Genomic DNA, 25936 nt, shown 5'->3' with positions numbered 1-25936 from the left:
CACCGCGAGCCCGCGACCACGGGTTCGTACACGTGTGGCGGTTGTGGCCCTCGCAGGCGCCGATCGAGGGCCACTTCTCGGACACGTGTGGCGGTTGTGGCCTCGGTAGAGCCGGTTCGAGGGCCACTTCTCGGACACGTGTGGCGGTCGTGGCCCTCGCCGGAGGTCGTACGACGACCCGGCGCGCGCCGGCTTCCAGCAGCCGGGCGTCGAGGGTCAGATGTAGCGCTCGGTGATGCTCGACTCGGCGAGTCGGGAGAGGCCCTCGCGGACGCTGCGGGCGCGGAGCTCGCCGACGCCCTCGACGGCCTGGAGGTCGTCGATGCCGGCGGAGAGCAGCTGCTGCAGGCCGCCGAAGTGCTCGACCAGGCGGTCGACGACCGCGGTGGGCAGGCGAGGGACCTTGGCGAGCAGGCGGTAGCCGCGGGGCGCGACGGCCGCGTCGAGGTGCTCGGGACCGCCGAGGCCGATCACGCGGGCGACGGCGGCGGGGTCGACGAGGTCGGTGGGGGAGAGGCCCTCGAGCTCGGCGAGGTGGAGCTCGGGGCTGGTCTGGCGCCGCTTGCCGGTCGGCAGGTAGTCGCGGACGACGAGCTCGCGCTCGGCGTCGACACCGGTGACGAGCTCCTCGAGCTGCAGGGAGAGCAGGCGGCCGTCGGTGCCGAGCTCGAGGACGTAGTCCTCGATCTCGCGGGCGATCCGGATGACCATCTCGAGCCGCTGCGCCACCACGGCGACGTCGCGGACGGTGACGAGGTCCTCGATCTCGAGGGCCGACAGCGTCGCGGACACCTCGTCGAGGCGGAGCTTGTAGCGCTCGAGCGTCGCCAGCGCCTGGTTGGCGCGGGACAGGATCTTGCCGGAGTCCTCCAGCACGTGGCGGATGTCGCCGACGTAGGCGGCGATGATCTGCATCGACTGGCTGACCGAGATGACGGGGTGACCGGTCTGCTTGGCGACGCGCTCGGCCGTGCGGTGCCGAGTGCCGGTCTCCTCCGAGGGGATCGTGTGGTCGGGCATCAGGTGGACCGCCGCGCGGTGGATGCGGGTGATGTCCTTGTCGACGACGATCGCGCCGTCCATCTTCGCCAGCTCGCGCAGGCCGGTGGCGGTGAAGGGGACGTCGAGGGTGAAGCCGCCGGTCGAGATCGAGTCGACGGTCTTGTCCTGGCCCAGCACGATCAGGGCGCCGGTGCGGCCGCGCAGGATCCGCTCGAGTCCGTCACGCAGCGGCGTACCGGGTGCGATGGATGCCAGGGTGGCGCGCAGGCGCAGCTGCTCGTCGACACGCTCGGCCACGGGTCCTCCACTGTCTGTGCTGGCCCGCCCCCGGGCACCCCGGTGAAGTGTAGGGCGCGACACGCGTTTCGCCGGTTCCGTGACAGAGACGTGACCTTCGGCGGCGATGGGCTAGAGCGGCGGCGTGAGCTCGAGGGTGAGCAGCGCACCGAACACGTCGTCCACCTCGACCACCGTCAGGCCGTCCACCACGCGCCGGCTCGGGATGCCGCGCTCGCCCTGGAGCGCCCGGCCGCGCGGCACGACGGCGACCTTGAACCCCAGCCGGGCGGCCTCCGCGATCCGCTGTGGGAGGTCGCGGACCCGGCGCAGCTCGCCGGCCAGCCCGATCTCGCCGATGGCGACGGCACCGCGCGGAGCGGGCACGCCGAGGTGGGAGCTGGCGACCGCGACGGCGATCGCGAGGTCGGCGGCCGGGTCGTGCAGCTTGGCGCCACCGACCGTGGCGACGAACGTGTCGCTGCCGGCGATCCGCAGCCGGGCGTGCCGCGTGAGGACGGCGAGCACCATGTCGACGCGCGACGACTCGACCCCGGAGACCGTACGACGAGGGCGCTCGAGCGGCGACGGGGTGAGGAGCGCCTGCACCTCGGCCAGCAGCGGCCGACGGCCTTCCATCGTGACCGCCACGCAGGTGCCGGAGACGTCCTGGGTGTGGTGCTCGACGAACAGTCCGGTCGGGTCGGTGACCGCCGCGATGCCCTCGGACGAGAGGTCGAAGCAGCCGACCTCGTCGACGGGGCCGTAGCGGTTCTTCATCGCGCGGACCATCCGGAAGCGCGAGTTGCGGTCGCCCTCGAAGTGGAGCACGACGTCGACGAGGTGCTCGAGCACGCGCGGACCGGCGATCGAGCCGTCCTTGGTGACGTGGCCGACCATCACCGTGGTGATGTTGCGCGTCTTGGCGACGCGGATGAGCGCGGCCGCGACCTCCTTGACCTGGGTGACGCCACCGGGCACGCCCTCGACGCCCGAGGCGCCGATGGTCTGCACGGAGTCGATCACCAGGAGGGTGGGCCGGACCTCCTCGATGTGGGTGAGCACGGCGCCGAGGTCGGTCTCGGCCGCGAGGAAGAGCTCGTCGTGGACGCCGCCCGTGCGGTCGGCCCGGAGCCGCACCTGGGCTGCCGACTCCTCACCGGTGACGTAGAGGGTGCGCTGGCGGGTGCGGGCCGTCTGCGCCGCGACCTCGAGCAGCAGCGTGCTCTTGCCGACGCCGGGCTCGCCGGCGAGCAGGATCGCGGCGCCGGGCACGAGCCCGCCGCCGAGGACCCGGTCGAGCTCGGGGACGCCGCTGGAGCGGGCGACGGACTCGGTGATCGCCACCTGCCCGATCGGCACGGCCGGGGTGGAGACCGGGCCGGCCGTCGCACGCAGCGTGGGCGCACCGGCCTCGACGACCGATCCCCACGCCTGGCACTCGCCGCAGCGGCCCACCCACTTCGCGGTCTCCCAGCCGCACTCCGAGCAGCGGTAGGAGGGGCGGGTGCGGGCCTTGGTCGACATGGCCCTCACGCTAGGTCAGCACACCGACAGCGCCGTCGCACGCCGCGCGCGGACCACGACAGCAGGGCCGGTCCGGTCCGGACCACGTCTCCACAGACCGGCCGCCGCACCTGTGGAACAACACCACATCCTGTGGACGAGCGACGACGGATCTGGGGATGGACGGTCCCGGTCCGTGGACGGACGACGAGCTCGGCAAAGCCTCCCGGGAAGTGCTTGCGCGAGCCGTCACGGAGCGCGTAGAACTCTCCCTACGCAGCTCCGCGAGGGGCGGCGGGACGACTCGGAGACGAGGGTCCATCCGGCAGGGAGGCTTCGGCCGACCAGCCGCCGCGACTGGGTGACGCAGGCGCGGGGACCCGCGGCGACGAGGCGCCGACCGGAGGTCGTCACATGATCTGGTCACCCGAAGGGCCCTTGCGACTCATACTCGCAAGGGCCCTTCACCATTTCGACGCGATCCACGGGCATATGCTCAGCGCAGTTGGATCGATCAAGGGGGACCCCATGGCGCGCGAGCCTCGCTCCGGCAGCCAGCTGCCGGTGACTCCGACGACGCTCGCCGACGTCGCCGAGAGGGCCGGCGTCTCGCGGCAGACGGTGTCCAACGCCGTCAACAACCCCGACCTGCTGCGCCCCGACACCCTCGAGCGTGTCCGCCAGACGATCGCCGAGCTCGGCTACTCGCCCAACCGCGCGGCCCGCAACCTCCGCACTCGGACGTCCTCCCTCATCGGGCTCCGCTTCACGCCCGCCCAGGAGGGCACGGCCAACGCGATGATGGACCGCTTCGTCCACTCGCTCGTCGAGGCCAGCGACGAGGCCGGCTACCACGTGCTGCTCTTCCCTGCCGACGACGAGGACCCGGTCGGCGGCTACGACAACCTGTTGCGCTCGACGGCGGTCGACGCGTTCGTCGTGACCGACACCTACCTCGGCAACCCGCAGGCCGCCTGGCTGAGCCAGCAGCGCGCGCCCTTCGTCGCCTTCGGCCGGCCGTGGGACGACGACGTCGCCCGCCACGTCTGGGTCGACGTCGACGGTGCCGCCGGCACCCGTCTCGCGACGCAGCACCTCATCGACCGCGGCCACACCCGCATCGCGTGGATCGGCTGGCGCAAGGACTCGCCCATCGGCGAGGACCGCCGTTCCGGCTGGCTGACCACCATGCACGCCAACGGGCTGTCGACCACGGGGCTGGCCTCGCGCGTCGAGGACGTCGTGCACAGCGGCGCGGAGGCGGCCGCCGTACTGCTCGACGAGTCGACGCCCACCGCCTTCGTCTGCGCCTCCGACACCCTCGCGATGGGCGTGCTGCACACCCTCTGGATCCGTCAGCTCGCTCCCGGCCGCGACATCGCGGTGGTCGGCTTCGACGACTCCCAGGTGGCGCAGGTCTTCCCGGTGGGCCTGACGTCCGTACGCCAGCCGCTCGAGGACGTCGCCGTGGAGATCGTGCGGACCCTGCGCCTGCTCCTGTCGCACCAGCCCGTCGAGGCGCGAGGCGTCCTGCTCGAGCCGACGCTCGTGATCCGCGAGTCCAGCTAGCCCTTCTTCTGGGTCTTGCCGCCCTTCTTGCCGAGCTCGGCCTGCGCGGCGGACGACTTCCGGGGGTTGCTCTCGCCCTCCTTGCTCGCCTTGGCGTTGGCCTTCCTCGCGGTCTTGCTGCCCTTGCCCTTCTCGTCGGCCATGGCTCCTCCTGCCAGTCGTCGGGTGTGCCCTCTGTCGTACCCTGCGGCGCCAAGCCCGGACGCGGCTAGTAGTGCCGCCACCACAGGTTGACGGCGTAGTCGACCTCGGTGCCGGTGTGCGTGGCGAGGGCCTCGTCGGCGACTGCCGGCGGCAGCTCGATGCGTACGACGGACTCGAGGTCCTCGCGGGTCGCGAAGGACCAGCCCATGTCGACCTGGCGGCGCTGCCAGCCGTGCATCGACCAGAACCGCTCGACCGCGTCCGGGTCCACCTCGGGGAAGCCGCGCGCGAACCAGCCGCCGAAGGTGGACCGGGTCGGGTCGTTGTCGATCACGAACGCAGTTCCCCCGCGTCGTACGACGCGGTCGAGCTCGCGCAGCCCGGGCTCCGAGCCGGGGCCGAAGAAGTAGGCCCACCGCGCGTGCGCCACGTCGACCGACGCGTCCGGGACCGGTAGCGCCTCGGCGACGCCCTCGTGGACGCTGACGTTGGCCAGTGATCGGGTACGACGACGAGCGAGCGTCGCGAGCGGCGGGTGCGGCTCGACGCCCACGACGGTCGCCGCGGTCGCGGCCCACTGCGGCAGGTGGAAGCCGGTGCCGCAGCCGATGTCGAGGAAGGTGCGCGCGGACCAGTCGCCGAGCTCGCGCATCGCCGCGACGACGCGGCCGTGCGGGTCGGCGGCGCGGTTCTCGAGCTCGTAGAGCTCGGGGGTGTTCCAGATGTTGGGGGAGGGCCGAACCCTCAAAGGCGCACGAGACCGTTGGGCGTCTGCAGCTGGACGGCCACGATGCCGGGGGTGCCGTTGGGGGCGACCCACTCGACCTTGATGTCCTCGAGCGGGGCCTCGACGGTCTCGCCGAGCCACTCGCTCACGCGCTGCGGGTCGCCCGCGATCTCCAGGCAGGCGAGCGCGTAGTCGCCGGTGGCGCCGTGGCTGGGGTGCAGCTCGGACGGCGACTGCCAGTGGATGAAGTAGGGCAGCTGCGGGTCGTTGAGGAGCCCGTTGACGCCGACCTGCTCCCAGAGCAGCTCGGTGCCGTCGGGGCGGTGGCGGTTGCCCTTGACCGCCTCGCGGCCCAGGCGCTCCTCGACCGGGGTGATGTCGTCGACCGCGACGACCCAGCCGAGCCAGCCGCCGCCGAGGGCCGAGCGCGCGCGCACGGCCTGGCCGAACGGCGCCTTGTCGCTGGCGGGGTGGTCGAGCACCTCGACGATCTCGAGGTAGATGTCGCCGTCCAGCGGCAGGATCATGTTGCGGGTCCCGAAGCGAGGGTGCACGCCCCCGCTCACGAACTCGGTGCCGAGCAGCCCCCCGATGCGCTGGGCGGTGCTGGCAAGTCCATCAGGTCCGGCGGCGAAGCTGACGTGGTCCAGGCGCATGCAGAGATTCTGGGCCTTTTCGTTCAGGGGGTTGACACCGGGGTCGGGTTTCTTGACGTCAAGAGGTGCCGGACAGCCTGAGGATGAGGTCGCGGACGTCGGTGGCGGGCACCGATCCGGCCACCGCCGCGGGCTCGCTGCACACCAGCATCGGCCCGGCCTGCGGGTCCGCCGGCAGGCGTCCGTGGGTGCCGCGCACCGGCGAGGGGTCGAGCGGGACGACCTTCATCGCGTAGCGCAGGCCGGCCATCTTCCTCGCCAGGGTCAGGCCTGCCTTGAGCTTCACCGCCCGGTCCTCGGGGTCGAAGAAGAGCTCGGCCGGGTCGTAGCCGGGCTTGCGGTGGATCTCCACCCCCTTGGCGAAGTCGGGTGCCCGGGCGTCGTCGAGCCAGTAGTAGTAGGTGAACCAGGCCGTCTCGTCGGCGACCAGGACGAGGTCGCCGGAGCGCTCGTGGTCGAGTCCGTACGCCCGCTGCGCCTCGCGGTCGAGCACCTGGTCGACTCCGTCGAGGTCGGCGCACAGGCTGCGCACCTTCTCGAGGTCGGCGGGGTCCTCGACGTAGACGTGGGCGACCTGGTGGTCGGCGACGGCGAAGGCCCGCGAGGTCCACGGGTCGAGGTACTCCATGCCGTCCTGGGTGTAGACCTCCAGCAGCCCTGCACGGCGGAGCATGCGGTTGACGTCGACCGGCTGGTCGGCCGCGGTGATGCCGTACTCGGAGAGCACGAGGACCGTGACACCGGTGCGCTCGGCGTCGTCGAGCAGGGGAGCCAGGGCTGCGTCGACGTCCTGGGCAGCCTGGCGGGCCTGCGGCGAGTCCGGGCCGAACCGTTGCAGGTCGTAGTCGAGGTGCGGGACGTAGCAGAGCGTGAGGTCGTTGCGCGGCATCAGGCGACGGGTGGCGGCGATGATCCACTCGCTCGAGGCGATCGACGCGGTCGGACCCCAGTAGGTGAAGAGTGGGAACTCGCCCAGCGCGCCGACCAGCTCGTCGTGCAGCTCGACGGGCCGGGTGTAGCAGTCGGGTGCCTTCTTGCCGTCGGCGTAGTAGATCGGCCGCGGGGTCACGGTGTAGTCGGTCGTGGCGCCCATGGCGTACCACCAGCAGACGTTGGCGACGGTGTAGTCGGGCCGCTCGCGGCGGATCGTCTCCCACACCTTCTCGCCCTCGACGAGCTTGTTGTGCTGGCGCCACAGGAACACCTCGCCGAGCTCGCGGAAGTACCACCCGTTGCCGACGGCTCCGTGCCCCGACGGCGGCAGGCCGGTGAGGAAGGTGGACTGCACCGAGCAGGTCACGGCCGGCAGGACCGTCTCGAGGGTCGCCTGCGACCCCCTGTCGGCCAGCCGGCGCAGGCGCGGCATGTGGGTGAGCAGGTCCGGGGTGAGGCCGACGAGGTCGACGACGAGCAGCTTGCTGGTGGGCACGGTGGGGGGTCCTGTCTGTCCGAGAGGGGGGCGGAGGAAGGGGTCAGTCGATCGCGGTGAGGCCGAGCGCCAGGAGCTCGTCGCGCACCCAGGCCAGCTCGCCGGCGAGGCTGGCGGCGAGCGCCTCGTCGTCAGTGGGGGCGCCGTCGGGGAGCACGGTCCAGGTGTAGGTCTCGACCTCGAGGTGGTCGGTGCGGGCGGTCGCGCCGCCGAGCAGCGCGGCCAGGGAGGCGCGCAGGTCGTCGCGGCTGTTGCGCAGCGGCGGGGCGGGATCCGCGTGGACCGGCACGTGGAAGTGCACGCGCCAGGGCGACCGGTCGTCGAGCGGGCGGTGGCCGCCGAGGGCGTCGGGCAGGTCGTCGCGGGAGGCGAGCCGGCTGCCGACGCGCTGGCGGACCTGGTGGAGGAACCGGTCCTCGGAGTACGTCCCCAGCGCGGCGCGCGCGTCCACGTCGGCCGGCTCGTCGACCACCAGCGCGGCCGCGGGCTGGACCTTGACCACGTCGAGCCCGGCCGCGTCGAGCCGTGCCAGCGCGTCGGCCGCGTCCTCGAAGCCGACCGCGAGGTGGCACAGGTCCAGGCACACGCCGATGCGTTCGCGGTCGACGGAGGCGAGCCGGTCGACGGCCTCGGCGATCGTCTCGATCACGCAGCCGGGCTCGGGCTCGACGGCGACACGGATCGTCCGACCGGTGTCGGCCTCGATCTCGGCGAGCCCCTCGGCGAGCGTCTTGAGGTGCAGCTCGGCGTGCGCCTGCCGGTCGGCCAGCCACGGTGAGCGCCACCCGAGCGGCAGGGTGGAGATGCTGCCGCGCGCGGCGTCCTCGGGCAGCAGCGCGGCCAGCACGCGGGCGACGTCGAGGGTGTAGTCGAGGCGCGCCTGCTCGGCCCACGTCGGGTGGTAGACGCGCTTCTTGACGACCTCGTCCTGGAACGCCGCGTAGGGGAACGCGTTGAGCGTGACCATCTCGACGCCGTGCTCGTCGATCGCCTCGCGCAGCCGGGCGACCGCGTCGAGGTCGGAGGCGAGCCGGCGCGCGGCCGCGGCGGGCAGCCACATGCCCAGCCCGACGCGGTCGGTGCCGAGGTGGCGGCGCAGGCGGTCGCCGTACGTCGAGACCTGGGCGATCAGCCCGTCGACGTCCTCGGCGGGCAGCACGTTGGTGCCGTAGCCGAGGTGGACGACGGTGCCGTCGGGGTGGCGGAGGCGCATCGGTCCGGTCAGTCCCGCGAGCCGCGCAGGATCGAGTTGCCCTCGAACGTCGCGCTCGCGTCGGCGGTCTCGTCGCCGCTTCCGTCGGCCGGCAGCATCAGCCGGCCGCTCTGCCCGAAGAACTCCACGGGGTTGCGCCACAGCACCCGGTCGACGTCGTCCTCGCTGAAGCCGGCATCGAGCATCGCCGCTCCGGTCTTCGCGGTCTTGAGCGGGTCGCTGCGGCCCCAGTCGGCCGCGGAGTTGACCAGCACGCGGTCGAGGCCCCTGCGCTGGAGGATCGCGACCATGCGGTGCTCGTCCATCTTGGTGTCGGGGTAGATGGAGAACCCCATCCAGCACCCCGCTTCGTCGACCTGGTCGACGGTGACCTCGTTGAGGTGGTCCACGACGACCATCCCCGGCGCGAGGCCCGACTGCTCGACCAGCTCGAGGGTGCGGCGGGTGCCCTGCTCCTTGTCGCGGTGCGGGGTGTGGACCATCGCCGGCAGCTCGAACTCGACGGCCAGCTCGAGCTGGCGCACGAAGGCCTTCTCCTCCTCGACGGTCATCGAGTCGAAGCCCACCTCGCCCACCGCGACCACGCCGTCCTTGGCGAGGTAGCGCGGCAGCACGTCGAGGACCTCGACGCAGCGCGGGTCGTTGGCCTCCTTGGGGTTGAGCGCGATCGTGCAGTGGTGCGCGATGCCGAACTGCGCCGCGCGGAAGCGCTCCCAGCCCACGAGGGCGTCGAAGTAGTCCGTGAACGACCCGACGCTGGTCCGCGGCTGGCCGAGCCAGAACGCGGGCTCGACGAGCGCCCGCACGCCGGCGGCGTGCATCGCCTCGTAGTCGTCGGTCGTGCGCGACGACATGTGGATGTGGGGGTCGAAGATGCGCATCAGGAGTCCTTCTGCTGCTGGGGCTGCTGCTGGGGCTGCTGCTGGGCGCGGCCGGCGCAGGCGTCGAGGACGACCTGCACGTCGGTGGGCACGTCGCGGCCGGCGGCCTCGCGCTCGCGCCGGTAGCGACCGACCATGTCGGCGAGCTGGCCGTCGGCACGCGCGCGGAGACCGGTGACGGCGGTGACGGGGACGCCGGTGAACAGGCACTTGAGCACGCCCTGGCGCCACGCGTCGTCGTCGAGGTGGTCGCTGTGCGGGCCCATCGCCGCGGCGACGAGCCGTGTGTCGTTGGTCCGGAGCGCGTCGAGCAGCACGTCGGTGCCGTCGACCTCGTCGGGAGCACCGTTGAGCGCGTGGAGCACCGCGCGCTTCTCGTCGTTGTCGCCGTAGCGGTAGAGCTCGCGGAGCTCGTCGAGCAGCTGGTCGGGCGACAGGCCCTGGGCGGCCGAGCGCACCAGCCCCACGCGTACGGCGTCCTCGAGGAGCACGCCGTCGTCCAGCGGGCCGCGGCCGGTGCGCCGCGCCGCCGCCGGGAAGACCCGGTCGAGCCGGCCGGGGTCGTCGGTCACCTGGGCGCTGAGCGAGCGCCACTCCTCGCGGCCCCGCTCGTCGAGCGCGGCGAGCAGGTCGTCGTCGTCGACGAGCGGGCGGACGTCGGTCATCGCACTGGTCCTTCCGGTGCGCCCGAGGCGGCGCCGATGCGCTCGAGCGAGGCGCGCAGGGCCTTGATCTGACGGGCCGCGACGGAGGGCGCGGCGTGGGAGTGGCGGGGCAGCTCGACACTCGCGAGCCCGTCGTACCCGGTCGCGAGCAGGGCGCGCAGCACCGCGTCGAGGTCGAGGGTGCCCTGCCCGAGCTCGAGGTGCTCGTGGACGTCGCGGACCATGTCGTCGACCTGCACGTTGGCGATGAGGTCGCCCGCCGCCGAGATGGAGGCCTCGGGGCTGCGCGGCTCGTTGCACACCAGGTGTCCCAGGTCGAGGGTCAGGCGCAGGTGGTTGGGGGACCCGAGCCGGCGGCGCAGCTCGAGGGCCTCGTCGACGGTGTCGACGTGCATCCCGGGCTCGGGCTCGACGCACACGGTGACGCCGAGCTCGTGGGCCAGGTCGAGGACGGGGACCAGGCCGTCGGTGAGCCGTCGCCAGCCCTCCTCGGACGTGACCCCCTCCGGCAGCACGCCCGACCAGCACGACATGGCCTCGGCGCCGAGCTCGGCGGCGATCCGTACGGCGCGCGTGAGCAGCTCGACGCGCGGAGCGCGGTCACCGTCGCTCACCAGGGTCGGCTCGTGCTTGCGCCAGGGGTCGAGGACGTAGCGCGACCCGGTCTCGATGACGACCGCGAGGCCGTGGTCGGCCAGCGCCTTGGCGGCCCGGGCGGTCTGCGCGGCGGCGTCGTCGGCGAAGGGGTCGAGGTGCGGCTGGTCGAGGGTCAGCGCGACACCGTCGTAGCCGAGGCCGCCGATGACGGCGCACGCCTCGGGGAACCGGTGGCCGCTGAACCCGTTGCTGCCGTAGCCCAGGCGCAGTCCGGCCGGGCGTCCGTCCACCAGCCCGCTCACGTCGGGCTCCAGCGTCGCGAGAGCGAGCGGTAGGCCGGTCCGGCGCCGACGACGGTGGCTGCGGCAGCCAGGCGGCCGCGGCGGGCGAGCCACGCGCCCTGCAGGAGCGAGAAGCCGCCGATGCCGGTGCGGGTGGCGGTGCGTGCGGCGTCGGCGGTGGGGTCGAGGGCGGCGCGGGCCTGGGCGCGGCCCACGACGACGGCGTACGCCGCGGACAGCCCCACCCCCGCGAGCCGCGCGGCGCGGCCGGCGTGCGGGTCGTGGAAGGCGGCGTGTGCGGTCGCGGCGGCGACGGCGAGGGTCCCGGCGGTGACGGCGGCCGCCACGGCGGGGGTGGTGCCGTGCACCTCACCGCGGCTGAGCCAGGTGAGGCCGGCGGTGTGGGCCGTCACGGCGAGCGCCGGCTGCCAGGCGGCGGCGGGTGCAGCGTACGCACCGAGCAGCACGTCGAGCCCCCGCGTCGAGGCCATGGCGAGCGGGCCGACCGTCGCGTCCTTGGCGGCGGCGTCGTAGGCCACGACCATCGCGGCGAGCGGCGCGCCGATCGCGAGGGCGCGGCGGCCCCCGAGCAGCGCGGCGATCCCCAGCCCGGCGGCGCCCAGGCCGGCGGCGACGCCGAGCGCCGCGCCGGGGGAGACCCGCCCCGAGGGGATGGGCCGCTCGGGGCGCTCGCGCGCGTCGACGTCGCGGTCGCACCAGTCGTTGAGGGCCATCCCGGACCAGTAGAGGCAGGTGGAGGCGAGCGGCATCGCCCAGCCGCGGGCCCCCGGTGGGGAGGCCAGCGCGTGCGCTGCGCCCGACCACGCGTCGCCCGGGATGGAGAAGGCGGCGGGGGCGCGGGTGAGCTCGACGAGGTCGGCGACCTTCACGGCGACACCTGCTCCGACGTCCGCTCCGAGACCCGCTCGGCGCAGTCGTGCGACCAGGCGAGCAGCTCCTCCCACTGCGTGGCCAGGCGGTGCTCCTGCGACCCGATGGGCGCCTTGAAGAAGAAGCCGAGCGCCCCCAGCGGGCCGGTCTTCCCGGCCTCGACCGCGCGGCCGGTCAGCCGGGCGAGGTCGAGCACGAGCGGGGCGGCCAGGGCGGAGTCGCAGCCCTCCCAGGTGAACTGCATGGTCATCCGGGTGCCGAGGAAGCCGTCGAAGCGGACGTGGTCCCACGCCGTCTTCCAGTCGCCGAGATCCTCGACGTAGTCGATGTGCATCGGACCGGGCACCGGGTGGCCGAGCATCGACTCGAGCCCGCTGCGCTTGGTGCCGGTCTTGCTCGACCGGGCGGCCGGGTCGGACAGCGTCGAGCCGTCACCGCCACCGAGCAGGTTGATCGAGGTCCACGAGCGCACGGCGAGGGCGCGGGTGGCGAACATCGGGGCGAGCGCCGACTTCACGAGCGTCTCGCCGGTCTTGCCGTCGCTACCGGCGTAGGGCAGGCCGCGCTCCTCGGCGAGCTCGCGCAGCGCCGGGACGTCGATGCCGGGGCTGGGGGTGAAGGCGACGTAGGACGCATCGGCGAGCAGTGCCGCGCAGGCGTAGGTGGAGCTGGGGGACAGGGGCGCACGGCCGGCGTCCCAGGCCGCCTGCAGTGCCGCCCATGACGCGGCGTCGTCGCCGGCGTCGTGCGGGGGCTCGGTGCTCGACACGTCGACCACGACCACGCGATCGACGCCGCTGGCGAGCTCGCGGATGTCCGCGGCCAGCCGCTCGACGTCGGCGCGCTGGTCCGGCGACTCGCCTGCACGGACGCCCGGTCGCAGACGCTGCTCGACCGCGTCCAGGTCGGCAGCCACCTGCTGGACGAGGACCCCTGGCACGACGCCGCCGGCGACCAGCCGCTCGGCCTGCTTGGCGAGCGAGGTCGTGCCGACGTCGTGGCCGCCGACGACGATGTCGGTCCAGGCGGCCAGTCCCCGCCCATCCATCTCCTGGTGCGCGGTGACGCACCCCGTCTCGTCGGTCAGGCGGGCAGCGAGGGCCGCCAGGCCGATCGTCGCGGTGGTCGCGAGCGACCCGCGGGCACCGATGAACCAGATGCCCAGGGAGGGCGCGGACGGGCTGTCGGGGGAGGGGGCCACTGATCGACCGTAATGCACGTCACAGCGGGTTTCAACGATGTGGCCCCGACTTTTGTCTGCCGAGCGTCAAAAGTGCGCGTCGGCGGGATGCAAAGCAAGGACTGATCGCGATCGTATATGATTCTCGCAGTGTCCGACCAGTGCGGAATATCCCTCCTGGCCCATCAGCTCGACCAGCTCGGGCTCGTGCGTGACGAAGACGGGCTCGGCCGCGACGTGGGCCTCGGTGTTGCCGGAGCAGTACCAGTCGAGGTCGTGGCCGCCCGGTCCCCAGCCGCGCCGGTCGTACTCCCCGATGGACACCTCGGTGTACGTCGTCCCGTCCTGCCGCTCGACGGAGCGGTACTGACGGCGGATCGGCAGCTGCCAGCAGACGTCCGGCTTGGTCTCCAGAGGGTTGCGGCCCTGGCGCAGCGCCAGGCCGTGCAGCGCACAGCCGGCGCCGACGTGCCCGGCGCTGGTGGTGAAGTCGGTGCGGTTGTGGAACACGCACGCCTGCTGCCCGTCGACCTCGACCGCCAGCGTCTTCCGCTCGCCGTCGTCGTCGGTCTCGATCCAGTCGGATTTCCGCACCTTGCGACCGGGGTGGAGCTGCCAGTCGTCGGGCGTGAGCTGCTCGACGAACCCCGCGACGCGCTTCTCGTCGTCCTTGTCGGCGAAGTGGGCACCCAGGGTGCAGCAGCCGACGTCGGGCGCATCGGCGTAGATGCCCTGGCAGCCCTGGCCGAAGATGCACATGTACGAGGACGTCAGCCAGGTGAGGTCGCAGCGGAACACCTGCTCCTCGTCGGCCGGGTCGACGAACTCGACGTAGGCGCGGGGAAAGACGAGGTCGACTTCGGGCACTCGCCAAGCCTAGAGCGCGCTCCCTGCCCCGTGCCTCTGCGCGCCGGACGACGCTCGCGACGGCCCGGTCCAGCTCGCACGCTCTAGTAGCGTGGCGAGCATGCGCCTGGGCGTCCTCGACATCGGCTCCAACACCGGCCACCTGCTGGTGGTGGACGCCCACGGAGGCGCCGCCCCGCTGCCGGCGTCCTCGCACAAGCAGCCCCTGCGCCTGGCCGAGCACCTCGACGAGGACGGCGCGGTCACCAAGAAGGGCATCAAGGCGCTCACCGACTTCTGCGCGTCGGCGACCGAGATCGCCGAGGACAAGGGCTGCGAGGAGATGCTCGGCTTCGCGACCTCCGCGGTCCGCGACGCGGTGAACTCACAGGACGTGCTCGAGCACGTGGAGAAGCACAGCGGCGTACGGCTCGAGGTGCTCTCCGGCGAGGACGAGGCGCGCCTCACCTTCCTGGCCGTGCGCCGCTGGTTCGGCTGGTCGGCCGGTCGCCTGGCGGTCTTCGACATCGGTGGCGGGTCCCTGGAGATCGCGGGCGGCACCGACGAGAACCCGGACGTCGCCTGGTCGCTGCCGCTCGGTGCGGCGCGGATGGCGCGGATGTGGTTCGCGGGCGGCCGCCCCAGCGACGACGACGTACGCGACCTCCGCAAGCAGGTGCGCGCCGAGATCGCGCGTGATGCGGGACACCTGCTGCGGCCCGGTGTGCCGGACCGCGCCGCCGCGACCTCGAAGACGTTCCGGTCCCTGGCGAGGATCTGCGGAGCGGCGCCGAGCGCCGAGGGTCCGCTCGTGCCGCGCGTCCTCGAGCTGGAGACGCTGTCGGGCTGGATCCCGAAGCTGATGGACATGTCGTCCGACGAGCTCGCCGAGCTGCCCGGGGTCTCGCCGAGCCGGACGCACCAGATCGTCCCGGGCGCCCTCGTCGCCGAGGCCTGCATGGACATCTTCGACCTGACCGAGCTGGAGATCTGTCCGTGGGCGCTGCGCGAGGGTGTCATCCTCGAGCGCCTCGACCAGATCTCGGTCGTGACGAGGTCGCACTGACCCCATGAGCTCCGCGACCCCGTTGATCGGCCTGTCCACGGCCTCGGTCTACCCCGAGTCGACCGCGCACGCCTTCGGGTGGGCGGCCTCGCTCGGCTACGACGCGGTCGAGGTGATGGTCGGCATCGACAGCCTCAGCCAGCAGGTCGACGCGGTGAAGAAGCTCAGCGACCACCACCAGGTGCCGATCTGCGCGGTGCACGCTCCGTGCCTGCTCTTCACGCAGCGCGTCTGGGGCACCGACCCGTGGGGCAAGCTCGAGCGGTCGGCCGAGATGGCCGAGGCGGTGGGCGCCGACGTGGTCGTCGTGCACCCACCGTTCCGCTGGCAGAAGGACTACGCGGCCGGCTTCGTCGAGGGCATCGCGTCGCTCGAGGCGCGCACCGGCATCGCGTTCGCCGTCGAGAACATGTACCCGTGGCGGGCCTCGTCGCGCCGCGGCATGGAGATGTACCTCCCCGGCTGGGACCCCAGCCAGGAGCCCTACGCCAACACCACGATCGACCTGTCCCACGCCGCCATCGCGCGCAGCGACGTCATCGAGATGGCCGAGCGGATGGGCGAGTCGCTGCGCCACATCCACCTCACCGACGGCTCGGGCTCGGCCAAGGACGAGCACCTCGTGCCGGGCCGCGGCGTGATGGGTGCCGAGGACTTCCTGCGACACCTCGCGCGGACGGGTTTCGGCGGCCACGTCGTGCTGGAGATCAACACCCGCCGCTGCGCCGACCGCGAGGAGCGAGAGGCCGACCTGGCCGAGTCGCTCGCCTTCGCCCGCACGCACCTCGGCGTCACGACGCCGTGACCGCCCGCACGTCCCGTGGGCGCCGGCCGGGCGCGCCCGACACCCGGGCGGAGGTCCTCGCCGCCGCGCGGACGTCGTTCGCCGAGAAGGGCTTCCGCGGTACGACGATCCGGGCCGTGGCGGCCTCCGCCGGCGTCGACCCGGCCCTCGTGCACCACTACTTCGGGACCAAGGACGACCTGTTCGTCGCCGCGCTGCAGATCCCCGTCGACCCGCGCGCGGTGCTCGCCCCGGTGGTGGCCGCCGGTCCTGACGGTGCGGGCGAGCGCCTGCTGCGGACCCTGCTGTCGGTGTGGGACGACCCCGAGCTCCGACCGGGGCTGGTCGCCCTGGTCCGCTCGCTGATGTCCGACGACGGCGCCGGACTGGTGCGCGACGGCTTCATCCCGGTCGTGGTCGGCCCGGTGCTGGCCGGGCTCGTCCCCGACCGCCCCGAGGTGCGCATCCCGCTCGTGGCCAGCCAGGTCATCGGGATCATCCTCGGGCGGTACGTCGTCGCCCTCCCGCCGCTCGCCCAGATGCCCGCCGAGGACCTCGTCGCCCGCGTCGGCCCCACGCTCCAGCGCTACCTGACCGGCGACCTGCCGTAGGTCGTCGTACGTCGCTGCGGCCGGAGCGGTGCGTGAGGAGGATTCCGAGCGCCTGGAAGCCGCCTCACCCACCGCCCGCGAGCGATTGACGTGTGACTTCCGCCGGAGCACAATTCAACACATGATGAAAAACGTCGTGGAGGTGCGAGACCTCGTCGTCGTGCGCGGCTCGCGCGAGGTGCTGCCCGGCATCTCGCTGGACGTGCCGGCCGGCGTCACCGGCCTGCTCGGGCCGAGCGGGTGCGGCAAGACCACGCTGCTGCGGTGCCTGGTCGGCGCGCAGCGGGTCCGCTCGGGCACCGTCCGGGTGCTGGGGGAGCCGGCCGGCAGCGCACCGCTGCGCACCCGGGTCGGCTACGTCACCCAGGCCGCGAGCGTGTACGACGACCTCACGGTGGCGGAGAACCTGAGGTTCTTCGCCCGGGTGCTCGGCGTCGACCCCGCGTCGGTCGACGAGGCGATCGGGTCGGTCGACCTGGCCGGCCACCGCGACCAGCTGGTCTCCCGTCTCTCCGGAGGTCAGCGCAGCCGCGTGAGCCTGGCCGTGGCCCTGCTCGGCAAGCCCGACCTGCTGGTGCTCGACGAGCCGACGGTGGGCCTCGACCCGGTGCTGCGCCGGGACCTGTGGCAGCTGTTCCACGGCATCGCCGACGCCGGCGCCGCGGTGCTGGTGTCGAGCCACGTCATGGACGAGGCGGAGAGGTGCCACCGGCTGCTGCTGATGCGCGAGGGTCGGATCATCGCCGACGGCCCGCCCGAGGAGGTCCGCGAGCGCACCGGCGCGGCCGACATCGAGGGCGCGTTCCTCCACCTCGTGGAGTCCGCATGAGCGCCCGGATCACCCTCGCCGTCGCCGGCCGGGTGCTGACCCAGGTGCGCCGCGACCACCGCACGCTCGCGATGCTGCTCGTGGTTCCCTGCGTGCTCATCAGCCTGCTGTGGTGGATGTTCGAGGACGTGCCCGGAGACCTGTTCGACCGCTTCGGACCGGCACTGCTCGCGATGTTCCCCTTCATCGTGATGTTCCTCGTGACCAGCGTGACGACGCTGCGCGAGCGCAGCAGCGGCACGCTCGAGCGCCTGCTGACGATGCCGATGGGCCGGCTCGACTTCCTCCTCGGCTACGCCCTCGCCTTCGGCCTCCTCGCGGCAGTGCAGGCGGCCCTGGCCGTCGGTGTGAGCGTCGGGCTGCTCGGCCTCGAGGTCGCCGGACCGGTCTGGTTGCTCGGCGTGGTCGCGGTCGTCGACGCCGTCCTCGGCACCGCCCTCGGCCTGCTCGTCAGCGCGTTCGCGACCACGGAGTTCCAGGCGGTGCAGTTCATGCCCGCCTTCGTGCTGCCGCAGATCCTGCTCTGCGGGCTCTTCGTGCCGCGCACCTCGATGCCGGACGTGCTGGCGGCGATCAGCAACGTCCTGCCGCTGTCGTACGCCGTCGACGCGATGCAGGAGCTCGTCGCGCGGGCCGACCAGGGAGAGGTCTGGCGCGACGTCCTGGTCGTGGCGGTCTTCGCGCTCGCGGCCCTCGGCCTCGGCGCGGCGACGCTGCGCCGTCGTACGCCCTGACGTCACTTGTCTGAGGACGTGGTGGACGTGAGTCCGCCGGATCCCCATCCACGGCGTCCTCAGATATGTCGGGAGAGGAGGCGGGCGTAGCCTTCGCAGCATGTCGTTGCTGCGCCAGCCGATCCTCCTCCTCGCCCGGAGCCAGGGGGTCAAGAAGCTCGTCTCGACGATGCCCGTCTCGAGCGGCATCGTCACGTCCTACGTCCCCGGCGAGGCCACCGCGGACGCCGTACGGGCGACGCGGTCGCTGGTCGACGACGGACTGCGGGTGACGCTGGACTACCTCGGCGAGGACACCACCGACGCTGCCCAGGCCGACGCGACCGTCGCGGCCTACAAGGAGGTCCTCGCCGAGCTGTCCGCCCAAGGCCTCGCCCCGCACGCGGAGGTCTCGGTCAAGCTCAGCGCGATCGGCCAGTTCCTCCCCGACAACGGCCACAAGGTCGCCCTCGAGAACGCCCGCGACATCTGTCGCGCCGCGCGCAACGCCGGCACCACGGTGACCCTCGACATGGAGGACCACACCACCACCGACTCCACGCTCTCGATCCTGCGCGAGCTGCGCAAGGACTTCCCCGAGACCGGCGCCGTCCTCCAGGCGATGCTGCACCGCACCGAGGCCGACTGCCGCGCGCTGGCCTACGAGGGCTCGCGCGTCCGCCTCTGCAAGGGCGCCTACATGGAGCCGGAGGAGGTCGCCTTCCAGGAGAAGGTCGAGATCGACAAGTCCTACGTCCGCTGCCTCAAGGTACTGCTGGCCGGCCAGGGCTACCCGATGATCGCCACGCACGACCCGCGGATGATCCAGATCGCCTCCTCGCTCGCGAGCCGCTTCGGTCGCCGCGCAGGGACGTACGAGTTCCAGATGCTCTACGGCATCCGTCCCGAGGAGCAGAAGCGCCTCGCCGCCGCCGGCGAGACCGTGCGCGTCTACATCCCCTACGGCACCGAGTGGTACGGCTACCTGATGCGCCGCCTCGCCGAGAAGCCGCAGAACCTCGCGTTCTTCGTCCGCTCGCTGATCAGCAAGAAGTGAGGCCACAGCGTCCGCGACGAAGGAGCGGGCGCGTCGTGGACCAGATTGAGCAAGCACCTCGGGCGAGGAACGAGGCCGAGACGTGCGCGTCGAAATCGCCGTGACGTCGTAGATTGACGCCCATGAGCACAGCGATCATCGGCGCCGGCGTGATGGGGGAGACACTGCTCTCCGGGCTCGTCCGCGCCGGGCGACGCGTCGACCAGCTGATGGTCGGCGAGAAGCGCGCCGAGCGCGCCAGCGAGCTCGAGGAGAGGTACGGCGTCGCCGTCGTCTCCAACCGCGAGGCCGCCGCCAAGGCCGACACCGTGGCCCTGGTCGTCAAGCCGCAGGACATGGGCGACGTGCTCGAGGAGATCGCCCCCGAGCTGCGCGCCGGCCAGCTCGTCGTGTCGCTCGCCGCCGGCATCACGACGTCGTTCATCGAGTCGCGCGTGCCGGACGGCGTCGCCGTCGTACGCGTCATGCCCAACACGCCCGCGCTCGTCGACGAGGGCATGGCGGCGATCTCGCCCGGCTCCCACTGCGACGAGTCGCACCTCGCCGAGGTCGAGTCGCTGATGGCGTCGACGGGCAAGGTGCTGCGGATCCCCGAGAAGCAGATGGACGCGGTCACCGCCATCTCCGGCTCCGGCCCGGCCTACATCTTCTTCGTGGTCGAGTCGATGATCGAGGCGGGCGTGCACCTCGGCCTGCCGCGGTCCACCGCGACCGACCTCGTCGTGCAGACCCTCGTGGGCTCGGCCGCGATGCTGCGCGAGACCGGCACCCACCCCGTCGTCCTGCGCGAGCAGGTCACCTCACCCAGCGGCACGACCGCGTCCGCGCTGCGCGAGCTCGAGGTGCACCGGGTCCGCGCCGCGTTCCTCGCCGCCATGGAGGCCGCCCGCAACCGCTCGCGCGAGCTGGCCGAGGGTTCCTGAGCCTCCGCTGTCCGTGGTCGGTCCTAGCCTCGGGGGCATGAGGCGCTTCCTGGACGAGGACCTGTCGGGCGCGGAGTTCCGCGAGTGCGACCTGAGCAACGCCCGCCTGGTCGGCGTGGTCATGCAGGACGCGGTGATCGACGGGCTGGTGACCCACCTCGTCGTCAACGGCGTCGACGTGACGGCGTACGTCGAGGAGGAGCTGGACCGACGCCACCCCGTCCGGCCGCTCATCCGGTCCGACGACCCCGATGACCTGCGCCGTGCGGCGCGTCAGCTGCGCGCGGACTGGGCGGCGACCGTGGCAAGGATCCGCCGGACGCCCGGCCTCGAGCACGTGAGCGTCGGCGGCGAGTGGTCGGCGGAGCAGACGCTGCGGCACCTCGTGTTCGTCCACGACTCGTGGTTCCGGCGGTGCTGCCTGGGCTCGTCCGAGCTCTTCACCCCGATGGGCCTCGGCATCGAGGGAGTGCCCGACCGCGAGGCGCAGGGCCTCGACCCGTCGGCCGACCCGACGCTCGAGGAGGTGGTGGAGGTCCGGGACCAGCAGGTGACCGAGCTCGAGGGTTGGCTCGACACCGCCACCGCCGAGCAGCTCGCGGCGCCGGCTCCCGTCCCGGACGACGACCGCTGGCCGACCTACGCCCGCGGTCGCTCGGTGGCGCAGTGCCTGCGCACGGTGCTCACCGAGGAGCACGAGCACCACGGGTTCTGCGTGCGCGACCTCGACCTCGTCGAGACAGGCGCGAGCGGTCTGCCCGGCACGGGGTAACGTCCGCCACATGGAGTGCGCCGGGCCCACGTCGTTCGTGTTCGACCCGACGCTCACCGACTACAACTTCGGGCCCGCCCACCCGATGTCGCCGGTCCGCGTCGACCTGACGATGCGTCTGGCCGAGGAGCTCGGGGTGCTCGCCGGCATCAAGCGGGTCGATGCGCCGATGGCCACGGACGAGCAGATCCTCACCGTGCACGACCAGGCCCTGCTCGACGCGGTCACCCGCTGCGGCACGGAGCCGGGCCAGGAGTCGCCCGAGCACGGGCTGGGCACCGACGACGACCCCGTCTTCAAGGACATGCACATCGCGAGCGCGCACGTGGTCGGCGCCAGTCTCGAGGCCGTCCGCCAGGTCTGGAGCGGGGAGTCGCTGCACTCGGTCAACATCGCCGGCGGCCTCCACCACGCGATGCCCGACCGGGCGAGCGGGTTCTGCATCTACAACGACGTCGCGGTCGGCATCAAGCAGCTGCTCGCCGACGGTGCCGAGCGCGTGGCCTACGTCGACGTCGACGTCCACCACGGCGACGGCGTCGAGGCGATCTTCTGGGACGACCCGCGCGTGCTGACGATCTCGCTGCACGAGACCGGCCAGATGCTCTTCCCGGGCACCGGCTTCCCGACCGACACCGGAGGCGACGGCGCAGAGGGTACGGCGGTCAATGTCGCGCTCCCGCCCGGCACCTCCGACGCCGGTTGGCTGCGTGCGTTCCACGCCGTCGTACCGCCGCTGCTGCGGGAGTTCGCGCCCGACGTGCTCGTCACCCAGCACGGCTGCGACTCCCACATGGACGACCCGCTCGCCCACATGATGCTGAGCGTCGACGGCCAGCGCGCGGCCTACCTCGCCCTCCACGACCTCGCCCACGAGGTCGCGGGCGGGAGGTGGGTGGTCACCGGTGGTGGTGGCTACTCGGTGGTCGACGTCGTCCCGCGGGCCTGGGCGCACCTCCTCGCCATCGCGTCCGGCCAGCCGATCGACCCCGCGACACCCACGCCGCCGCAGTGGCGGGCGCACGTCGAGCAGGTGCTGGGGGCGACGGCCCCGCACCGGATGACCGACGGCCGGACGCCGGCCTTCCGCGACTGGGCGGACGGCTACGACCCGGACTCCTGGCTCGACCGCGCGATCAACGCGACCCGCACCGAGGTCTTCCCCCTCCACGGGCTCGACCCGCTGCCGTGAGCACGGACCACGGTCGGGTTCGGTAAAACTTCAAGTAGACACGCCGCGAGTCCCACAAGTTTCTTTGGCATTCCTCTTCCCCACGCGTCACGCTCCCCCTAATCTCAGTCGGAGCGGCACGCCTGTGACGCCGGTGGGGAAGCCGGCGCCGTCCCGCGAAGAAGGATCGGTGCACACCCATGGTCGAGAACACCCCTGCAGACATGTCAGAGGCCCGGTTCCTCACCATCGCCGAGGTCGCCGCGAAGATGCGCGTCTCCAAGATGACCGTCTACCGCCTCGTCCACGGCGGCGAGCTGCCCGCCGTGCGGGTCGGCCGCTCGTTCCGGGTCACCGAGGACGACGTCAACGAGTACCTGCGCAAGAGCTTCTACAACGCCGGCTGACGCCCGCAGTCCCACCTGACCTGACCGATTCCACCCCTCGCCCCACCGCCAAGTAGGGTGTCGGGGTCCGGCCGACGAGCGTCGGCCGAAAAGGAAGGTCTGATCCACGTGGGTTCTGTCATCAAGAAGCGGCGCAAGCGCATGGCGAAGAAGAAGCACCGCAAGCTCCTCAAGAAGACGCGCGTCCAGCGCCGCAAGCTCGGCAAGTAACACACCCGGCGCCATGGGACGGGTCGTGCTGGTCACCGGGATCTCCCGGGACATCGGCCGACGCTTCGCGCGCGCCGCGGCCGGCGACCCGTCCATCGACCGCGTCATCGGCGTCGACGTCGTACCCCCACGGGGAGACATCGGCGACGTGTCGTTCGTGCGCGCCGACATCCGCAACCCCGTCATCGCCAAGGTCATCGCCAAGGAGGACGTCGACACCGTCGTCCACATGAGCGTGATCGCGACCCCCGGCTCTGCCGGCGGTCGAGGGACGATGAAGGAGCTCAACGTCATCGGCTCCATGCAGCTGCTCGCTGCGTGCCAGAAGTCGACGACCGTCGACCGCCTCGTGGTGAAGTCGACCACCACCGTCTACGGCTCGAGCCCGCGCGACCCCGCGATGTTCACCGAGGACATGGGCCCCAAGCGCCTGCCCTCCTCCGGCTACGCCAAGGACGTCTACGAGATCGAGGGCTACGTGCGCGGGTTCGCGCGCCGCCGCCCCGACGTCGACGTGACGATGATCCGCGCGGCCAACGTGATCGGTCCCCACGTGTCGAGCCCGCTGAGCAACTACTTCCGGCTCCCTGTCATCCCCCGCGTGCTCGGCTTCGACCCGCGCCTGCAGTTCCTCCACGAGGACGACCTGATGCGGGTGCTGACCCATGCGGCCACCCGCGCCGTCCCCGGCACCTTCAACGTCGCCGGCGACGGGCTGCTCACCCTCGCCCAGGCCGTACGACGTCTCGGCACGCCGACGGTCGCGATGCCCCGGTTCGCGGTCGGCCGGCTCGGTGCGACCATGCGACAGGCCCGGCTGTCGGACTTCTCGCCCGAGCAGCTCGGGTTCCTGACCTACGGTCGGGGTGTGGACACGACCCGGATGCGCACCCAGCTCGGGTTCGAGCCGTCGTACACGACCGCCGAGGCGTTCGCCGACTTCTGCCGCTCGGTCCGGGCCGACGCCCACGCTCCCGAGCGCGTCCGGGAAGGAGTCGTCCGTGCCTGACGAAGCCCGCTCGTCGCAGGAGGACGCCGTGGTCATCCCCATCGGCACCGGCGGCCGTCCCGGTCGCGGGACGGGCAGCGCCCGCCCGTCGTCCGCCGCGCGCAACCTGTCCGCCGCTCGCAAGCCGGCTCCCACGCCCGCGCCGAAGAGGCCCCGGAAGAAGCCGTCGAAGCCGGCCGAGCCGAGCCCGGCGGCCCGCGCGCGTGTCGACGAGTCGACCACCGAGACATCTGGTCCGGCGGCAGCGCCCACCTCGACCGGAGCGCCCACCGCCGGCATCCCTGTCGGGGACTGGTTGGCGGCGCTGCAGGGGGCGGCCGAGGAGATCTTCGGCGACGACTGGGAGCGACGCGCCGCCGAGCTGATGGCTTTCGCCCGCCGCCGGCTGGAGGGCGACTACGAGGTCGACGACTACGGCTTCGACCGCGAGCTCACCGAGCGGTTCTTCATGGCGGCCCTGCGCCCGATCGCGGAGAAGTGGTTCCGCCTCGAGGTCCGCGGGCTGGAGAACATCCCGGCCGAGGGCGGGGCGCTCGTCGTCTCCAACCACTCCGGCACGATCCCGCTCGACGGTCTGATGACGATGCTCGCCGTCCACGACCACGCGCACCGCTTCCTGCGCCCGCTCGGCGCGGACCTCGTCTTCCAGATGCCCGTCGTCAGCTCCCTGGCCCGCAAGGGCGGCGCGACCCTGGCGTGCGTCGAGGACGCCGAGCGGCTGCTGTCCGGCGGGGAGCTCGTGGGGGTGTGGCCGGAGGGCTTCAAGGGCATCGGCAAGCCGTTCAGCGAGCGCTACAAGCTGCAGCGCTTCGGCCGCGGCGGCTTCGTGTCCGCCGCGCTGCGCACGGGCGTACCCATCATCCCGCTCTCCGTCGTCGGCGCCGAGGAGATCTACCCGCTCGTCGGCAACATGCCGTCGCTCGCCCGGCTGCTGGGCGTGCCCTACATCCCGATCACGCCGTTCTTCCCGTGGCTGGGCCCCCTCGGGATGGTGCCACTGCCGTCGAAGTGGATCCTGGAGTTCGGTGAGCCGATCCGGACCGACGCCTACGACGCCGGCGAGGCCGAGGACCCGATGCTCATCTTCAACGTCACCGACCAGGTGCGCGAGACCATCCAGCACACGCTGTTCGACCTGCTCCGCGATCGCGGCGGCGTCTTCAGCTAGGCCCGCGGCGTGGCCGCTCGTGGCGGCGGCAGGTCAGTGGAGCAGGCCGCCGGTCGCGTTGCCGAGCAGCCCGCTGGTGGCGCCGTCGAGCGTCCCGGTGACCTCGCCGATCAGGCCGCCGGTCGCGTCGTCCACGCCGCTCGTCAGCCCGCCGAGGGCCCCGCCGGTCAACCCGTCGAGCTGGTTGGTGAGGTTGCCGGTCGTGTCGGTGACGGTGGTGGTGACGTCCTTGACCGGCTTCGTCGGGTCGGGTGCCCGGGTGGGCGTCGGGGTGGCCGTCGGCGTCGGCGTGCCGGGCAGGAGCGTCGTGGGAGAGGTCGTCGGGAGCCCGTCGGTGGGCGTCGACGTCGGCGACGGCAGGAGCCCGCCGGGCGTCTGGAGCGCCTTGGGGACCGTGATGCCGGAGACGTCCTGGCCGGGGATCGGCAGTGCGGCGGTCTCGAGGGTGACCTCGTCGGTGTCGAGGCCCTGCACCAGGTCGACCGCCGCGTTGGTCAGCAGGAAGTCGGGCGTCGTGGTGAGGGCGCCGTCGCACAGGCCGCACGCCGTGCTGATCTCGGTGTCGAGGTCGGTGAGGGTGCGGCCGGCCGCCAGCAGCTCGTCGCTCGCGCTCGCCGGCAGCTCGCGCTGCAGGGCGTCGAGGCGGTCCATGCTGCTCGAGGTGAAGGCACGCGCCACCTCGACGTCCTCGTCGGAGCCGCCCGAGCCGTAGGCGGTCAGCAGGCTGCGGACGCCCTCGCCCGACTGCTCGGTGAAGGTGTCGAGGGTGTCGGGGATCAGCTGCTCGGCGCCACCGGTGCCGGCGGCGAGCTCCTCGAGCTCGGTGAGGCGGGTCTCGGCCTGCGCCAGGAGGGCGCGGCCACGTGCGGAGTCGTCGCCGGCGAGGCGGACCTGGGCGGACTCGATGCCGCGCTTGACGCCGTAGAGCGACTCTCCCGGCAGCGACGTCTGGGCGGCCACGGCCATCGTCGCGGTGGCACCGACGAGGGCGGCACCGCCGAGGAGGGTGGCCACGCGGCGCTGGCGCGGACGCGTGCTCGACGGCATCTGCAGGCGCTGCGGGGCGGGCGGCTGGCGGACCAGCACGGTGTCGGCCTCGGCCATCAGTCGCTCGCGCAGCGAGCCGACGAACTCGGCGCGGGGCTCGACCTCGGGCATCGCCCGCAGCTCGGAGACCACGGCGACGAGCTCGGCGAACCGAGCGGCCTCGCGGTCGGTGAGGTGAGCCCCGGGGCCCCGGTCGAGGAGGGCCTCGAACTCGTCGGCACGGCGTCGTGCCGAGAACGCGGATGTCATCGCGTCCTTCCTGTCTCGCTGCTGGTGGGTCCTCCCACACAGACGAACGAAGCAGAT

The 25936-nt window shown here is 72.5% G+C and carries 28 protein-coding genes; 14 read left to right on the top strand and 14 right to left on the bottom strand.

Annotated elements, in window-relative coordinates; genetic code table 11:
* Positions 1–216: 216 nt before the first annotated feature.
* The gene (gene disA / locus L2K70_RS20810) at positions 217–1299 is read right to left on the bottom strand and encodes a DNA integrity scanning diadenylate cyclase DisA (protein ID WP_236405384.1); all 1083 of its coding nucleotides are present in this window, start codon (positions 1297–1299) and stop codon (positions 217–219) included.
* A gap of 111 nt (positions 1300–1410) precedes the next feature.
* Positions 1411–2805: a DNA repair protein RadA gene (gene radA, locus L2K70_RS20805; RefSeq protein ID WP_236405382.1), complete on the bottom strand. Its 1395-nt coding sequence runs from the start codon at positions 2803–2805 to the stop codon at positions 1411–1413.
* A 507-nt stretch (positions 2806–3312) separates the two neighbouring features.
* Here radA and L2K70_RS20800 point away from each other — a divergent pair.
* The gene (locus tag L2K70_RS20800; RefSeq protein WP_236405380.1) at positions 3313–4353 is read left to right on the top strand and encodes a LacI family DNA-binding transcriptional regulator; all 1041 of its coding nucleotides are present in this window, start codon (positions 3313–3315) and stop codon (positions 4351–4353) included.
* Here L2K70_RS20800 and L2K70_RS20795 read toward each other — a convergent pair.
* The 11 genes from L2K70_RS20795 to L2K70_RS20745 all read right to left on the bottom strand — a co-directional run bounded on the left by L2K70_RS20795 (position 4350) and on the right by L2K70_RS20745 (position 13884).
* Entirely contained in the window at positions 4350–4496 is a 147-nt protein-coding gene (locus L2K70_RS20795; protein ID WP_236405378.1) for a hypothetical protein, read from the bottom strand. The two genes, L2K70_RS20800 and L2K70_RS20795, sit on opposite strands and share 4 nt — an antisense overlap.
* A gap of 65 nt (positions 4497–4561) precedes the next feature.
* Complete coding sequence (locus L2K70_RS20790; RefSeq protein ID WP_236405376.1) at positions 4562–5245, bottom strand: class I SAM-dependent methyltransferase; 684 nt, start codon at positions 5243–5245, stop codon at positions 4562–4564.
* The gene (locus L2K70_RS20785) at positions 5242–5880 is read right to left on the bottom strand and encodes a VOC family protein (RefSeq protein WP_236405374.1); all 639 of its coding nucleotides are present in this window, start codon (positions 5878–5880) and stop codon (positions 5242–5244) included. Before L2K70_RS20785 ends, L2K70_RS20790 begins: the two co-directional genes overlap by 4 nt.
* Before the next feature lie 58 nt (positions 5881–5938).
* Positions 5939–7309 (bottom strand): alkaline phosphatase family protein, encoded by a 1371-nt coding sequence (locus L2K70_RS20780; RefSeq protein ID WP_236405372.1) that lies wholly within the window; start codon positions 7307–7309, stop codon positions 5939–5941.
* A gap of 43 nt (positions 7310–7352) precedes the next feature.
* Positions 7353–8522 (bottom strand): metabolite traffic protein EboE, encoded by a 1170-nt coding sequence (gene eboE / locus L2K70_RS20775; RefSeq protein ID WP_236405370.1) that lies wholly within the window; start codon positions 8520–8522, stop codon positions 7353–7355.
* Positions 8523–8530: 8 nt separating this feature from the next.
* The gene (locus L2K70_RS20770; RefSeq protein ID WP_236405368.1) at positions 8531–9403 is read right to left on the bottom strand and encodes a TatD family hydrolase; all 873 of its coding nucleotides are present in this window, start codon (positions 9401–9403) and stop codon (positions 8531–8533) included.
* Positions 9403–10068 carry an EboA domain-containing protein gene (locus L2K70_RS20765; protein WP_236405366.1) on the bottom strand — a complete coding sequence of 222 codons (666 nt, stop codon included), beginning with the start codon at positions 10066–10068 and terminating at the stop codon, positions 9403–9405. The genes L2K70_RS20770 and L2K70_RS20765 overlap by 1 nt, the downstream gene beginning before the upstream one ends.
* Complete coding sequence (locus tag L2K70_RS20760) at positions 10065–10967, bottom strand: sugar phosphate isomerase/epimerase family protein (RefSeq protein ID WP_236405364.1); 903 nt, start codon at positions 10965–10967, stop codon at positions 10065–10067. Before L2K70_RS20760 ends, L2K70_RS20765 begins: the two co-directional genes overlap by 4 nt.
* Positions 10964–11836 (bottom strand): SCO3242 family prenyltransferase, encoded by an 873-nt coding sequence (locus L2K70_RS20755; RefSeq protein WP_236405362.1) that lies wholly within the window; start codon positions 11834–11836, stop codon positions 10964–10966. Before L2K70_RS20755 ends, L2K70_RS20760 begins: the two co-directional genes overlap by 4 nt.
* On the bottom strand, positions 11833–13038 hold the full coding sequence (locus tag L2K70_RS20750) for an inositol-3-phosphate synthase (protein WP_236405360.1): 1206 nt from the start codon (positions 13036–13038) through the stop codon (positions 11833–11835). The genes L2K70_RS20755 and L2K70_RS20750 overlap by 4 nt, the downstream gene beginning before the upstream one ends.
* Positions 13039–13104: 66 nt before the next feature.
* Complete coding sequence (locus L2K70_RS20745; protein ID WP_236405358.1) at positions 13105–13884, bottom strand: DUF3109 family protein; 780 nt, start codon at positions 13882–13884, stop codon at positions 13105–13107.
* A gap of 100 nt (positions 13885–13984) precedes the next feature.
* On the opposite strand from L2K70_RS20745, the gene L2K70_RS20740 reads away from it, so the two are divergent.
* The 13 genes from L2K70_RS20740 (at position 13985) to L2K70_RS20680 (ending at position 24583) form a co-directional block, all read left to right on the top strand.
* Complete coding sequence (locus L2K70_RS20740) at positions 13985–14929, top strand: Ppx/GppA family phosphatase (protein ID WP_236405355.1); 945 nt, start codon at positions 13985–13987, stop codon at positions 14927–14929.
* Between the two features lie 4 nt (positions 14930–14933).
* Positions 14934–15734, top strand: a complete 801-nt coding sequence (locus L2K70_RS20735) for a sugar phosphate isomerase/epimerase family protein (RefSeq protein WP_236405354.1) — start codon at positions 14934–14936, stop codon at positions 15732–15734.
* On the top strand, positions 15731–16324 hold the full coding sequence (locus L2K70_RS20730; protein WP_236405352.1) for a TetR/AcrR family transcriptional regulator: 594 nt from the start codon (positions 15731–15733) through the stop codon (positions 16322–16324). The genes L2K70_RS20735 and L2K70_RS20730 overlap by 4 nt, the downstream gene beginning before the upstream one ends.
* 121 nt (positions 16325–16445) lie before the next feature.
* Complete coding sequence (locus tag L2K70_RS20725) at positions 16446–17153, top strand: ABC transporter ATP-binding protein (RefSeq protein WP_236405350.1); 708 nt, start codon at positions 16446–16448, stop codon at positions 17151–17153.
* Complete coding sequence (locus L2K70_RS20720) at positions 17150–17887, top strand: ABC transporter permease (protein ID WP_236405349.1); 738 nt, start codon at positions 17150–17152, stop codon at positions 17885–17887. Before L2K70_RS20725 ends, L2K70_RS20720 begins: the two co-directional genes overlap by 4 nt.
* Positions 17888–17987: 100 nt before the next feature.
* The gene (locus L2K70_RS20715; protein WP_236405347.1) at positions 17988–18923 is read left to right on the top strand and encodes a proline dehydrogenase family protein; all 936 of its coding nucleotides are present in this window, start codon (positions 17988–17990) and stop codon (positions 18921–18923) included.
* Between the two features lie 122 nt (positions 18924–19045).
* Positions 19046–19846, top strand: coding sequence for a pyrroline-5-carboxylate reductase (proC, locus tag L2K70_RS20710; protein ID WP_236405345.1), 801 nt, complete (start codon positions 19046–19048; stop codon positions 19844–19846).
* Positions 19847–19883: 37 nt separating this feature from the next.
* A complete protein-coding gene (locus L2K70_RS20705; protein WP_236405343.1) occupies positions 19884–20618 on the top strand; it encodes a DinB family protein in 735 nt (244 codons plus the stop codon).
* A 10-nt stretch (positions 20619–20628) separates the two neighbouring features.
* Entirely contained in the window at positions 20629–21810 is a 1182-nt protein-coding gene (locus L2K70_RS20700; RefSeq protein WP_236405341.1) for an acetoin utilization protein AcuC, read from the top strand.
* A gap of 203 nt (positions 21811–22013) precedes the next feature.
* Positions 22014–22196 (top strand): helix-turn-helix domain-containing protein, encoded by a 183-nt coding sequence (locus tag L2K70_RS20695; protein WP_236405339.1) that lies wholly within the window; start codon positions 22014–22016, stop codon positions 22194–22196.
* Between the two features lie 108 nt (positions 22197–22304).
* Positions 22305–22406, top strand: a complete 102-nt coding sequence (locus tag L2K70_RS20690; RefSeq protein ID WP_008356322.1) for a 30S ribosomal protein bS22 — start codon at positions 22305–22307, stop codon at positions 22404–22406.
* 13 nt (positions 22407–22419) lie between these two features.
* The gene (locus L2K70_RS20685) at positions 22420–23415 is read left to right on the top strand and encodes an NAD-dependent epimerase/dehydratase family protein (RefSeq protein ID WP_236405337.1); all 996 of its coding nucleotides are present in this window, start codon (positions 22420–22422) and stop codon (positions 23413–23415) included.
* Positions 23408–24583, top strand: a complete 1176-nt coding sequence (locus L2K70_RS20680) for a 1-acyl-sn-glycerol-3-phosphate acyltransferase (RefSeq protein ID WP_236405335.1) — start codon at positions 23408–23410, stop codon at positions 24581–24583. The genes L2K70_RS20685 and L2K70_RS20680 overlap by 8 nt, the downstream gene beginning before the upstream one ends.
* Before the next feature lie 33 nt (positions 24584–24616).
* Here L2K70_RS20680 and L2K70_RS20675 read toward each other — a convergent pair whose 3' ends face one another.
* Complete coding sequence (locus L2K70_RS20675; RefSeq protein WP_236405333.1) at positions 24617–25879, bottom strand: DUF5667 domain-containing protein; 1263 nt, start codon at positions 25877–25879, stop codon at positions 24617–24619.
* Between the last annotated feature and the right edge of the window lie 57 nt (positions 25880–25936).

The organism is Nocardioides potassii (assembly GCF_021648885.1).
Taxonomy (GTDB): domain Bacteria; phylum Actinomycetota; class Actinomycetes; order Propionibacteriales; family Nocardioidaceae; genus Nocardioides; species Nocardioides potassii.
This window is presented reverse-complemented; position numbering and strand designations above follow the sequence as displayed.